Source organism: Arthrobacter sp. Y3221114, assembly GCF_059092625.1.
On record NZ_JBNHHW010000006.1, the window covers coordinates 112066 to 124939 of the forward strand.

10 protein-coding genes and 1 tRNA gene are annotated in these 12874 nt (G+C 65.0%); 3 read left to right on the plus strand and 8 right to left on the minus strand.

The window, feature by feature from the left end:
* Positions 1-534: 534 nt before the first annotated feature.
* The 7 genes from AC5RV3_RS13860 to AC5RV3_RS13890 all read right to left on the minus strand — a co-directional run bounded on the left by AC5RV3_RS13860 (position 535) and on the right by AC5RV3_RS13890 (position 8640).
* Positions 535-1515 carry a ribose-phosphate diphosphokinase gene (locus AC5RV3_RS13860; protein WP_493978678.1) on the minus strand — a complete coding sequence of 327 codons (981 nt, stop codon included), beginning with the start codon at positions 1513-1515 and terminating at the stop codon, positions 535-537.
* Positions 1512-3005: a bifunctional UDP-N-acetylglucosamine diphosphorylase/glucosamine-1-phosphate N-acetyltransferase GlmU gene (gene glmU / locus AC5RV3_RS13865; RefSeq protein ID WP_494122645.1), complete on the minus strand. Its 1494-nt coding sequence runs from the start codon at positions 3003-3005 to the stop codon at positions 1512-1514. Before glmU ends, AC5RV3_RS13860 begins: the two co-directional genes overlap by 4 nt.
* A gap of 101 nt (positions 3006-3106) precedes the next feature.
* Positions 3107-3178 (minus strand) — tRNA-Gln (locus AC5RV3_RS13870).
* A 113-nt stretch (positions 3179-3291) separates the two neighbouring features.
* Entirely contained in the window at positions 3292-4875 is a 1584-nt protein-coding gene (locus AC5RV3_RS13875; protein WP_494122646.1) for a putative bifunctional diguanylate cyclase/phosphodiesterase, read from the minus strand.
* Entirely contained in the window at positions 4865-5251 is a 387-nt protein-coding gene (locus AC5RV3_RS13880) for a SpoIIAA family protein (RefSeq protein WP_494122647.1), read from the minus strand. The genes AC5RV3_RS13875 and AC5RV3_RS13880 overlap by 11 nt, the downstream gene beginning before the upstream one ends.
* Before the next feature lie 202 nt (positions 5252-5453).
* On the minus strand, positions 5454-6491 hold the full coding sequence (locus AC5RV3_RS13885) for a hypothetical protein (protein ID WP_494122648.1): 1038 nt from the start codon (positions 6489-6491) through the stop codon (positions 5454-5456).
* Between the two features lie 424 nt (positions 6492-6915).
* A complete protein-coding gene (locus AC5RV3_RS13890) occupies positions 6916-8640 on the minus strand; it encodes an ATP-binding protein (RefSeq protein WP_494122649.1) in 1725 nt (574 codons plus the stop codon).
* Between the two features lie 255 nt (positions 8641-8895).
* Between AC5RV3_RS13890 and AC5RV3_RS13895 the strand changes: the two genes are divergently transcribed.
* The 3 genes from AC5RV3_RS13895 (at position 8896) to AC5RV3_RS13905 (ending at position 11793) form a co-directional block, all read left to right on the plus strand.
* A complete protein-coding gene (locus AC5RV3_RS13895; RefSeq protein WP_494122650.1) occupies positions 8896-9864 on the plus strand; it encodes an ATP-binding cassette domain-containing protein in 969 nt (322 codons plus the stop codon).
* A complete protein-coding gene (locus AC5RV3_RS13900; RefSeq protein ID WP_494122651.1) occupies positions 9864-10691 on the plus strand; it encodes an ABC transporter permease in 828 nt (275 codons plus the stop codon). The genes AC5RV3_RS13895 and AC5RV3_RS13900 overlap by 1 nt, the downstream gene beginning before the upstream one ends.
* Positions 10692-10809: 118 nt before the next feature.
* Positions 10810-11793: a DMT family transporter gene (locus AC5RV3_RS13905; protein WP_494122652.1), complete on the plus strand. Its 984-nt coding sequence runs from the start codon at positions 10810-10812 to the stop codon at positions 11791-11793.
* Here AC5RV3_RS13905 and zapE read toward each other — a convergent pair.
* Positions 11713-12858: a cell division protein ZapE gene (gene zapE / locus AC5RV3_RS13910; protein ID WP_494122653.1), complete on the minus strand. Its 1146-nt coding sequence runs from the start codon at positions 12856-12858 to the stop codon at positions 11713-11715. The genes AC5RV3_RS13905 and zapE overlap by 81 nt on opposite strands.
* Positions 12859-12874 lie beyond the last annotated feature (16 nt).

Below are 12874 nucleotides of genomic sequence, written 5' to 3' on the forward strand. Positions count from 1 at the left end.
GCCCAACCCCAATCGGACGTGAAATTAACCATAGCCAGCAAGCCGGGCCTTGTATACGAGTAGCAGGTGGGCCGGGAACGGCAGCGGCAGACGATCCACGGTGGCGAAGGCACAGTCCCGGTCTCGGAGGACTGCTCCACCTCGGGACCACTCTCGGCCTTCGCATCAGCGGTGAGGGGGAATTCCGCTGGCGCTCCGGCCGATTCTGCCATGGCCGCTCCCGGCCCACATCCCTAATGTAGGAGCCTGGGACCACGCCTGCACGGGGGGACGCTACGCGTCTTGACGTTGCGCTACCTAGATATCGGCTGCGGGCTACCCGGGTGGAACCAGCTCACAGCCAGCGGTCGCTTGCCACTCCAGCCGTAGGGCTGCGCATCTAAGTTCATGCTTCGGGCGACGCTCCGCGGCAATCCTCCGCCGGACATGGGAAACGGAGCCGACGATGGGGTGGCCCGTTTCTTCAGGCCCCCGCCGCCGGCCCCGTTCGGGAACCCGTTATGGCTGGTTGGAACTTAGTTCAGAACGCCGTTGTCAGGCCTTGCCGTCGAACAGGCTCGTGACCGAGCCGTCTTCGAAGACCTCGCGGACCGCGCGGGCGATCAGCGGAGCAATGGAGAGGACGGTCAGTTCCTTGAAGTTCTTCTCCGGCGGGATTGGCAGCGTGTTGGTGACCACCACTTCCCGGGCACCGCTCTCGGAAAGCCGGCGGGCGGCGGGATCGGAGAACACGGCGTGCGTTGCCGCGATGATGACGTCCTTGGCGCCGGCGTTCTTCAGCACCTGGACGGCGCCGGAGATGGTTCCGCCGGTATCGATCATGTCGTCGATCAGCACGCAGGTGCGTCCCTCGACCAAACCGACGACCTGCTTAGACACGGCCTGGTTGGGCGCGTTCACGTCGCGGGACTTGTGCACAAAGGCCAGCGGAGCCCCGCCCAGTCGCTCGGCCCACTGTTCAGCAACACGGACGCGGCCGGTATCCGGGGACACGACGGTCAAGTTGTCCAGGTCGACCCGTGTGCGGACATACTCGGCCAGGAGCGGAATAGCCATGAGGTGGTCGACTGGACCGTCGAAGAAACCCTGGATCTGCGCCGTGTGCAGGTCGACGGAGATCAGCCGGTCCGCGCCGGCCGTCTTGTACATGTCGGCCACCAGCCGGGCCGAAATCGGTTCCCGGCCGCGGTGCTTCTTGTCCTGCCGGGCATACGGGTAGAACGGAGCGACCACGGTGATGCGCTTAGCGGAAGCCCGCTTCAGCGTGTCGACCATGATCAGGTGCTCCATCAGCCATTCGTTGATGGGAGCCGGGTGCGCCTGAATCACGAACGCGTCGGTACCGCGCACGCTTTCCTCGAACCGCACGTAGATCTCGCCGTTTGCGAAGTCGTAGGCGGACGTCGGCAGGAGGTCGATCTCCAACTCTTTGGCGATCTCCCGCGCCAGTTCCGGATGGGCGCGTCCGGAGGCCAGCACCAGCCTCTTTTCGCCCTGTGCCTTGATTCCGCTCATGAAGGATCACTTTCTGCAGTTGGGGATTGCGTGGAGGAAGTTCGGGAGGCAGCTTCTGCAGATGAGCTGCCGGGGCGGTTCTTCTGTACCCAGCCGTCAAGGTTCCGCTGCGGCGCGACGCTGACCGCGAGCGCTCCGGGCGGCACATCCTTGCGGATCACCGCGCCTGCGCCGGAGTAGGCACCGTCGCCGACGCGCACGGGAGCGACAAAGACGGTGTTCGAGCCGGTGCGCACGTTCGAGCCGATGACGGTCCGGTGCTTCTTCTCGCCGTCGTAATTGGCGGTGATGTTGCCGCAGCCAATGTTGGCGTTCTCACCGATCTCGGCATCGCCGGCATAGCCCAGATGGGACAGCTTGGCGCCCTTGCCGATGCTCACGTTCTTGGTTTCGTAGAACGCGCCAATCTTGCCCTTTTCGCCCAGCACCGTGCCGGGGCGCAGGTAGGTGAACGGGCCAACCGTGGCGCCGGGCCCGATCTCGGAATCGGTGCCGTGCGTCCTGACCACCGAGGCGCCTTCGCCCACGGTCACGTTCGTCAGGGTCGTCTCCGGCCCCACCACCGCATCGGAGGAGACATGCGTGGCGCCGTGCAGTTGCGTGCCGGGCAGCAGCGTTACGTCGGTGCCGAATGTCACCGTCGAGTCGATCCAGGTGGATGACGGATCCACGATGCTGACGCCTGACCGCATGGCAGCGTCCAAAACCCGCCGGTTGTGCTCCGCGCCAAGGGCCGCCAACTGGACCCGGTCGTTGGCCCCCTCCACCTGCCAGCGGTCGGCGGTGACGACGGCGGCCACCCGGCCGCCGTCGGTCCGGGCCAGCGACAGCACGTCGGTCAGGTACTTTTCACCCTGAGCGTTGTCCGTGGTGATCTTGGACAAGGCAGCGCGAAGGACACCGGCGTCGAAGGCGTAGATGCCGGAGTTGACCTCGCGGATCGCACGCTGTTCTTCCGTGGCGTCCTTGTGCTCGACGATGCCCTGGACACTGCCGTCGTCGGAGCGGATGATCCGCCCGTACCCGCCGGCGTCATCGAGGACCGCGGTCAGCACGGTAACGGCATTTCCGCTGGACGCGTGCTCGGCCACGAGTTCCTTGAGCAGCGCCGTGGTCAGCAGCGGAACATCGCCGTAGGTGACCACCACAGGACCGTCCAGGTCGGCAGGAAGCGCATCCAGCGCCACTTCCACTGCACGTCCGGTACCGGGGATCTCGTCTTGGTCGACGATCAGTACGTCCGGGTCCAGCGAGGAAATGTGCTCCGCCACACGGTCGCGCTCGTGGCGTACGACGGCGGCGAGCACCGTGGGTTCCAGGCCGCGGGCCGCGGCGAGCGCGTGGCCCACCATGGAGACTCCGCCGATCTCATGCAAAATCTTGGGCTTTTTGGACTTCATCCGGGTGCCCGCCCCCGCGGCCAGGACGATGACCGCTGCCGGTGTTGAAGCGTTTTTGACGTTTTTTTCAGGGACGTCCTGGGGGCTCACTAAGTGGCACTCCTCGCTGCGCTGATTCCGGTGTGGCCGGTGCATTTCGGTTAACGGCATACTACCTGCCGCAACACCGCCCGTTTACCGGCCGGTGGTCGTTCCGCCCATAGGATTCGAACCTATACTCCACGGCTCCAAAGGCCGGGGTGCTGCCATTACACCAGGGCGGACTGTGCCGCCACGAACGCTGACCCGGTGGCACAAGTGTCCATTTTGCCACGTTTGCCGACCTCGATGCGACTCGGCGGCACGGGCCGCCGGCAGAGGGCGGCATCCGTGCCGGTCACTCGGCCGGGGTCGCCAGGCTCAGTTCGTCCTCGCAAGACGGTTCGGCGGCCGCCGGCAGGCAGGCACCGCTGCGCAACAGCTGGGCGATGCGAGATGCCGACACCGGCTTGCTGAAGTAGAACCCTTGGCCACCGGTACAGCCAAGATCACGCAATTGTTCGGCTTGCTCCCGCGTCTCGATGCCCTCGAAGATCGCGTCCAGCCCCGCAGCACGAATGAGCTGGAGTACGGCGCCGATGAAATCCTGCTGTGAACCGTCGGCCGAATGGGTAGCAATGATGGACCGGTCCACCTTGACCAAATCGACCGGCAACCGGCGCAGGTAACTGATCGATGAGTAGCCGGTACCGAAGTCGTCGATTTCAATGCCAATCCCGAGCTTGCGCAGGGCCAGCAAGGAGTAGGTTTCGACTTCGCCCCCGGTGACCAGGCCGGTCTCTGTGATTTCCAAGACCAGCGACTCGGCCGGCATTCCGGAGTCCCTCAGGACCCCGCGAACATGCTCCACCAAGTCGATGCGCTGAAGCTCGGCCACCGAGAGGTTTACACGGATCTGAAACCCCGGATCCAGCGTCAGTTCGGCGGACCACTGGGCAAACTGGTGTGCGGCCGCGGACAGGGTCCACCGGCCGAGATCAACTATCAGGCCGGTTTGTTCCGCCATGGGAATGAAATCGCTCGGCAACACACGTCCGCGCACCGGGTGATTCCAGCGGACCAACGCTTCCACCCCGATTGGCAGGCCTGTGCACAGATCCACTACCGGTTGGTACTCGAGTTCGAAGCCGCCGGTCGCGATGGCTCCGCGGAGTTCGGACGCCATCTGGTTGTGCAGTTGGCGTGTTTGGAGCATATGGGACTGGAAAATTTTGGTGCGGTTTTGAGGGTCTTTTTTCGCCTCGTACATGGCCGTGTCCGCGTCCAGCAACAGGCTCTGCGCGCTCTGTCCTGCATCTGCCACGCGCACGCCGATACTGGCCTGCGGCCATACAGTGACTTCGTCCAGTTGGATCTCGTCATTAAGCACGTTTAGTACGCGCTGGGCCACCTGAAGCGCGAGATCCGTCGTTGCGCGCGGAAGAAGGACCGCAAATTCGTCGCCGCCCAGCCGTGCCACCGTGTCGCCGTCGCGCACGACGGACCTCAACCTGTTCGCCACGACCGTGAGTACGCGGTCGCCGGCGTCGTGGCCAAAACTGTCGTTGACCTGCTTGAAGGAATCCATGTCCAGCAGGAGCAATGCCGGGGCCCGCTGGCCGGACCGCGCATCATCGAGCGCGGCGTCCATTTCCTGGGCCAAGGCCGTGCGGTTCGCCAGCCCGGTCAAGGCATCCATATGGGCCATTCGGCTCATGTCCCGATGGGCTTGGCGCAGTTCAGCCGTCCGTTGCTCGACGCGCTGTTCCAATTCCATGTAGCTGAGCTGCAGTTCCTCGGCTAAGAGGTTGACGCCCGTGATGACGGCGTCAATATCGTCGCGTGCCGGGGAGGGCTGGATCCTGGTTGCCAGATCGCCCCCGGCCAGGCGGACCATTCCGTCGACCAGCTGCTGGAGCCGAGGGTCGGGATTATGCGGCATTGTCCCGTTCCAGCCACGCAAGGGCCTGTGGTTCGGAGTCAAAGTAGCGGACCGGGCATTGACACGGTTCGGCTCCCAGCACGAAGTTGGCGATCACCCGGTCCACCGGCGACTCGCCCACGAGGGCGATGGCGGAAGCGTTTGTGTGCCGCCCGAGCATCGACCGTGCCATGCGGGAAATCGAGGTTACTCCTTTCATACGCATCAGCACGCGGCAAGGGTGTCCGCCGGAAAGCACACGAAGCTGTGTTGAGGTATGGGCCGCCACTTCGTCGGTGAAGGCTGCTCCCCGCGGCAGATCGACGCTGATGATGCGGTCGCCGGCACTGATCACATCGGCAGCAACGGCATAGGCCGCGTCAACCGCGGGCCTCATGCGGCAGCGTCGTCGTTGGGTACCGCTCCTACGACCCTCTCGGGCCAACCATGACCAAGCACGTGCATCCGCTCCCCAACGATTCGATGGAAGCTTTCGCTCCCGTCCAATAAATCCAGAACTTACTGCTTCGGAACTGCCAATTGTTCACAGCGTAAACGAACGGAGTTCACGACACGCCCAATGACACGAAGAATTCGTTTTACGAAGCGCGCGGAAACTCGGCTATTGTGGCGGCAACCTGCGCCGCCCGATCCTTGGCACCGGCTTGGCTGAAGTACGCTTGGCTGTCCTTTAGATGGCGTAGGGCCGATGCACAATCGCCTTGTTCCCGCAGGGCTTTGGCAAGCAACATATGTGCTTCACCCGCGGTGTGGTGTGCCATCGCTGAGGACTCCGCGCAGATCGACGTGAGCAGCTCGATCGCACTGCTCGCTTCACCGTTCAGAAAGTGCCAATGCGCACGATTGAGCATGTTTTTAAAGAGGTCTCCATCATCCGTACCGATAATGGTCGCTGCGAGTTCGGCACGCTCCATGCAATCGGCCGTTTCGGTGTCGGCGATACCGGCTGTTAACCTCATTGCCGCCGAGGCTCGGTTGAACCATGCCCAAAGAGCGAGATCATTCGACGGCGACAAATGCTCAGCCGCCAACTTGTGGTACTTGACCCCGTCGCTGGCCTGTTGTCTTAGGAAAGCGACGTTCCCCGCGACCCAGTAGCACTTTCCTGCCGTTTGAGTATCAATGTTGATGTCAATCAGCTGGATGAGTTGTTGACTTTCCTGCCAGGCGCGCTCCAGTTGGTCGCTCTCTGCCAGCGCTGCAATGAGCGCAAGCAAGGAACCAATACGCAGATCCTGCGGCACCTCACCGCCGCGAGCAACGCTGACGGCTCTAACACCGTATCCAACCGCTTGTTCAAGTTCACCTGCCGCCTGGCTAACGTCGGACAACAGGTTCAATGCCCGGCACTGAAGCTCGGCGGACCCGACCGTTAGTGGATGTTCCAGCAAAAGCGTAGCTGTATCAATGCAGTCCCGGTTGAGACCCATTGCGCGCTGACAATCAGCTTGAAACATTGTCATCTGCCACCACGTTGAATCATCGCCGGCACCCAATGCCCTTGAAGATACTTGCTTCGCAAGGTTCAGCGCCTGCGGATATTCTCTGCGGCCGAAAGCCTCACGAGCCCGCAGTTCAGCAAAAACTCCGTTTCCCTCAGGATCGACCGACACCATGTGCGAATCCTCCAAACGCTAACGGCGGGCGAAGCTCGTACTCCCACCCGCATCCGATCATATTCTGTTGCCGTGCGACGAGCGTGAAGGGGCATTGTGTGTGTCGTTTAACCTCTAGCTGAACAGGTACGCTGAATGTACACTTGTCCGTGTCACCACCGCTGCATAGATTTGCAAAACTGTGCATAAACCAAGAGGGAGCCCCGATGAGAAAGATCACGGCATCAGTACTTTTAGCAGCAGTTTTGGCTGTTACCGGCGCCACGGCTGCCTCAGCCGCCGATAGCAAGCCTTCGCTGGTCGCTGGCAGCTACTCGATTCAGAGTGGCAACTGGCCTCACTAAGTAAGTAAATAGAGCGGGATTCCGCTCTTCGGCTGAGGCCGTGGCATGCATCTTCGGAGGCGCGCCACGGCCTTTGTGGTTTAAGAGACCGCAACCGTGTCCGAGGACTCGGCGGGCTCCTGCGTCGGGTTGGATTGCAGCGGCAGAGTGATGGTGAAGGTAGTGCCCACGCCGACGCTGGACTCCACGGAAATACTGCCGCGGTGCTGGTCGACCATCCCCTTGACGATGGCCAGGCCCAGGCCGGTGCCTTGGATGGCGTGGGCGTTGGATGCCCGATAGAAACGGGCGAAGAGCTGCGGCAGGTCCTCTTCCGGGATGCCGATCCCGCTGTCGGCGACCTTGACGACGGCGCACGGGACGCCGTCGTCGTCGTTTCCGCCACCAACGGTGACCCGCACCTCTCCGTCCTGCGGCGTGAACTTGACGGCGTTGGACATGATGTTGGTGAAGACTTGCTCCAACATCTTGATATCGCCGTCAGCGGCGAGCCGGGTGTCCAGCCCCTCGCCGACCAGCTTCACGTTCTTGGCCTGCGCAGCTGGTTCCAGCGCGGTGGAAACCGTGCGCAGGAGGCGCGGCAGGTCCACCGGTTCCGTCTTCAGGCCGCTGCCCTGGAAGTCCATTCTGGACAGGGTGAGCATGTCTTCGATCAACTCGCGGAGCCGCGCGGCGTTGCGGCCCACGATTTTCAGCATCCTGGCCACCGACTCCGAGACCTCACCGGCGTCTCCGTCGAGCACCAGCTCCAGGTATCCGGCGATGGAGGTCAGCGGAGTACGGAGCTCGTGGTTGACCGTTGCCACGAAGTTCGACTTGGCCTGGTCCAGCTCGCGGAGCTTTTCCACGACTTGTTGTTGCGCCGTGATCAGGTGCCCCTGGATCAGACCGTGCGCCAGGTTGCCGGCCACGTGCTGGAGCAGGGAAATCTCGGCCGGTGACCATGGACGCGGCCGTCCCGTGCGGGTCAGGCAAAGCAAGCCGAAAGCCTTGGGGCCCTGCCCCAGGGGCGCCAGCAGGGATGCCTTGCCCTGCGCGGTGGCGAGCCATTCGGCAACATGCGAATGTGTGGCGAGGTCGACACCGCCGTCGTCGGCCGACGTAAGCACACTGTGCCCGGCCCAGAGCGCCGAGGACAGCTCCAGCACCTGTTCCTCGGTGCGGTGGGGCATAACCATGGCTTCGCGGGGGGAATCGCCGGTCCATTGAGCGGCGGTGTGCGGCACGCGTTCGTCAGCCAGGGTACGCACCCAGACGTGGTCGGCTTTGAACGCCTCGCCGATGCCGCTCAGGGCGAGGTTGATCATTTCGTTCGGGTCATTCGTGCTGCGAATGCCATCGGACACGTTCCGGATCTGCTCCCGCAGGACGGCCACGCCGTTGCGCTCCCGGCGCCGGTGTTCCGACCTCGCGAGGGTCACGCGGACACGGTTTACCACACTGGATGCCGTCAGCGGCTTGATCAGGTAGTCGGAGACGCCCAGCTCATAACCGCGCTCCACCAAGGGCAGTTCGTCCTGGGTGGCCATGAGCATCACGCGCCACTGCGCGCCCGGCTGGCTGTCCGACAACCGTCGCACGGCTTCCATCCCCGCCAGGGACATATCGGCGGCGTCCACCAAGAGGATGTCGGGCGGGTTGCGCTGCATCTCGGCCAACACCTCGGCGGCGGAAGTCAACGCAGCGACCGATATGCCGGCATCGTTCAGGACGCTGCGGAGGAACTCGCGGGTCGCAGGGTCCAGCGCGCCGACCAGTACGGTTGGGCGAACTGCCGCCCCGGGCTCACCTGCAACGGTCCGCACTGCATTCCTCCTGCATTGAACGCGGCCCGGCGTCGTCCCGGCCCCCCGACGTTATGAATGAAGAGTAGCAGTGCTCCCACCGGTACGACGGGAGGTTTCAGTCCTGTCTGCCGGCACGAAACCCCTCCCCACCAGCGGGCCGACATGCCGTTGCCGCGCTTCCAGGACCGTTGCTGTCCGCGATGACTTCGTGTCCGTAGACGCCAGGCTCCCGGCGGGCGTAGCGTTTTGCCATCGCAGAGACTGGGAGCCCCGGTGATCCATACGGACAAACTCACCAAGCAGTTCAAGAACAAAAAGGAAACGGTGGAGGCGGTCAAGGGCGTCGACATCGACGTTTCACCCGGCGAGCTGGTGGCCTTCCTGGGCCCCAACGGAGCCGGCAAGTCCACCACGCTGCGGATGTTGACCACCTTGCTCTGGCCCACCTCGGGCAGCGCCACCGTCGCCGGCGTGGACGTGATGGCCGACCCCGCAGGGGTACGTTCGCGCATCGGCTACATCGGGCAGGGCAACGGCGGCGGCCACAGCTTTCGGGTCATCGACGAACTGGTCATGCAGGGCCGTTTCTACGGGATGAACGCCGCCGATGCCCAGTCGCGTGCCCGCGAACTGTTGAGGACGCTCGACCTGCAGGACTTGGAAAAGCGGACGGTCATCAAGCTCTCCGGCGGCCAGCGCCGCCGCATGGATGTGGCCCTGGGGCTCATGCATTCGCCCCGGCTGCTGTTCCTCGACGAACCTTCGACGGGCATGGATCCGCAGAACCGGGCGAACCTGTGGGAGCACATTATGAGGATGCGGGCCGAGCACGAAACCACCATCGTGTTGACCACCCATTACCTGGACGAGGCGGACTCCATGTCCGAGCGGGTGATCGTGACTGACCACGGCCGGATCATTGCCGACGATACGGCGGCACGGCTGAAGTCCAATCTGGCCGGGGACCTGCTGGCCGTGGAGGTTTCCCTGGACTCGGTCCCGGCCGCCCGTGCCGTCCTCGGCCGCGCTGCCTCGGATGGGGACCTGGAAGAAAGCAGGAACGACGGCGCCGCCCGCTTCCGCGTGCGCCTCACGGATGGCGCACGGCTGGCTCCCGGGCTGCTCAAGGCACTCGACGATGCCGGCGCCCCGGTCATGTCGCTCCAGCTCAACCCTCCGACCCTGGACGATGTGTTCCTGGAACTGACCGGGCGCAGCCTGCGGGAAGGATCCGAGGTCTGATGCAACAACAGCGGACAGACCCGGCACACCTCCGCGGGAGCGCCCCGGTCACCACACCCGGCCTGGGCAAGATCGTCCAGGACACCAAGTTTGTTTTTTGGCGCGAGCTGCTCCTGGTGCTCCGGGATCCGTTCTCCCTGATCTTCTCGCTGTTGCAGCCGCTGATTTTCCTGGCCCTGTTCGGCCCCCTGCTCGGCGCGGCCGTCGGGGCCGAAGCGTTTGGCGGGGAGAGCTCGCTGCAGTGGTTCCTGCCGGGCGTCGTCGTCATGATCTCCCTGTTCGGCACGACCATGACCGGCTCCAATCTGCAGTACGAACTGATGACCGGCTCCTATGAGCGGGTCTTGGCGACACCGCTGTCCCGCTCCTCGCTCATGATCGGGCGGGCGCTGAAGGAGTGGGCGCCCCTGGTGGCACAGGGTTTGCTCATCGCCGTGGTCTGCATCCCGTTCGGGTTTGTTTTCCATCCGCTGCAGGTCCTGCTGGGCCTGCTGATTCTGGGGATCTTCGGCATCGGCATCGGCGCGCTCTCCTACACGCTGGCCTTGGTCACCCAGGGGACGGAATGGGTGTTCTGGGGCGTGCAGCAGACCCTGCTGTTCCCGCTGATGATCCTCTCCGGCATCATGCTGCCCGTGGAGGCCGGACCCGGCTGGATGCAGGTGCTCAGCCGCTTCAATCCGATCACCTATCTGGTCAATGCCGAGCGGGAACTGTTCGCCGGCGCCATCGGCTCGGACACGCTGTGGGGGCTGGTGGCGGCGGTGCTCACCGCGGCCGTTGGGCTGGTCGTCGGCGTGCGGACCACCAAACGGCAGACGCTGTGAGACGCACCCGTCTGGCCGCAACACCCATCCGGTGCGGACCCCGGACACCCGAGGCAGGAAGCAGCCGTTCAGCCCCGGCGCCGTCCGGTGCACTACCGCTTGGGCTAGCGTAGCGACCATGAGCAGTTCCACCCCCGTCCGGCGGATCGCCGCCGTTCCGCCTACGGTCCTTGCGGCCGTAGCGGTAACGGTCCTGGCATGGGCCAGCGCCTTCGTCGTGATTCGCGGTGTGCTGCCGCATTTCGGGCCCGGACCGCTCAGTCTGTTGCGGCTTGCCATCGGCTCCGCTGCACTGGCGCTGCTGCTGGTCGGGCGGCCGTGGGTCAAGCCGGGCCGCCGGGCCTGGTTGCTGATCACCGGCTGCGGCCTGCTGTGGTTCGGCGTCTACAACTTTGCCCTCAACACCGCGGAGCAAACGCTCGATGGCGGCACCACCGCCATGATCGTCAATTTCGCGCCCGTGCTCACGGCCTTGGGCGCCGGACTGTTCCTGGGCGAAGGGATCCCCCGGTGGCTGGCGATCGGCGCCGGCGTCGCCTTCCTGGGAGTCGTCATGATCGGCTTCGGCACCGGTGGCGGTGCCGCCGGCGGCCTCGGGCTGCTGTGGGCGCTGGCCGCGGCGCTGACATACTCCGCCGGGGTGCTGCTCCAGAAGCCGGCCCTGGGCAGCGTGCCCGGCGGGCAGGTCACCTGGTTGGCCTGCAGCATCGGTGCCGTCTCGTCGCTGCCGTTTGCCGGCGAGCTCATGTCGGACCTGCGCAGCGCCCCGACCGAAGCGACCCTGGCGGCGGTGTATCTGGGTTTGGTGCCCACGGCGCTGGCCTTCAGCACGTGGGCCTATGCCCTGGCCCGGATGCCGGCCGGGCAACTGAGCGTTTCGTCCTACTTGGTTCCTCCGGTCACCATCGTGTTGGGATGGCTGTTCCTGAGCGAGACGCCCACCCTGCTGGCCATCGTCGGCGGCGCCGTGTGCCTGCTGGGCGTGGCGCTGTCCCGCCGGCGCGACCGGCGGGAACGGCAGTCAGCGCCCGGCGCCCACCCGGCCGAGGGTGCCCAACCGGCTGGCAATGCGGGAGATGTCGACGGCGGACGGGCTGGCTGACGGGCCCAGGTCAAGCGGCTCCGCGCTGATGACCGTCAGCGGCACGTCGGCGTCATAGAGGATGTCCACTAAGTTGCTGAAGCGCTGCCAACCGTTCATGCTGATCCCTTCACGGGCCGGCACACCGGAAACAATCCAGTGCGCGGCATGCGCCAGCAGGCCCAGATAGTCGGAGGTGGCGGTGGGGCCTTCGCACAGGTCGCGGAAATCGAACCACAATTCCGCCGGAGTGCTCCGGAGGACCGGCAGCGGCCTGCTCCCCGGCCGCAGGTCGCGCGCCTCTGCCGGGGACGGCCACTCAAGGCCTGCCTCGGCGACCTTCGGGTCCTCGGGACCATCCGGGGCAATGATCATCGCACCGTCGCCGAACCGCGCGAGGCGGGCGGCGCCGTCGTCGTCCCGTCCGCCGGAACGCCCGGCAGGCTGCGTGCGGTAGTCCACCGGCCCGGCGATGGGCGCAACGTGCATGGTGCGGCGGATCAGGGCGATGGTGGGCTCGAACAGGCCATGGAACGCCTCGCCGGGCATCAACTGGTCGGGCGGATAGTTCGAGGTGGTGACCAGCACTATGCCTCGGCGGTGGATTTCGCGCAGCAGCCGGGCCAGCAACTGGCCGTCCCCCGGATCGTGGACGTGGAATTCATCCAACACCAGCAGGGCGCAGTCGCGCAGCAAGCCGTCGATGGCCACCTCGATGGCGCTCGTGCCCGGCGGCCTCGCCGCAGGGTCCTGCGCATCGCGGCGGCGGGCGTGCAGTTCGCGGAACAGGTCGTGGAAGTGCCAGCGCTGCTTGTCCGGCACGTCCACGGCCTCGAAGAAGGTACGGGCCAGCCAGCTCTTGCCCCGCCCGACCGGACCCCACAGGTACAGCCCGCGGTGCCCGCCCTGCGGAGCGGGCATTCCTGCGCGGAGTCTCGCGGCAGCATCGGCCAGCAGACGGGCGGCCTTGTGCTGGTCGTCATCGAGGCGGAAGCCTGCTGCCGACGCGGCCTGCTCGAGACGATCGAGCATCTGCTGGCGGCGTGCGGTAGTCCACCGGCCGGCCGCAATGTTTCCTGCGTCCACGACGCGTCCCTCCCTC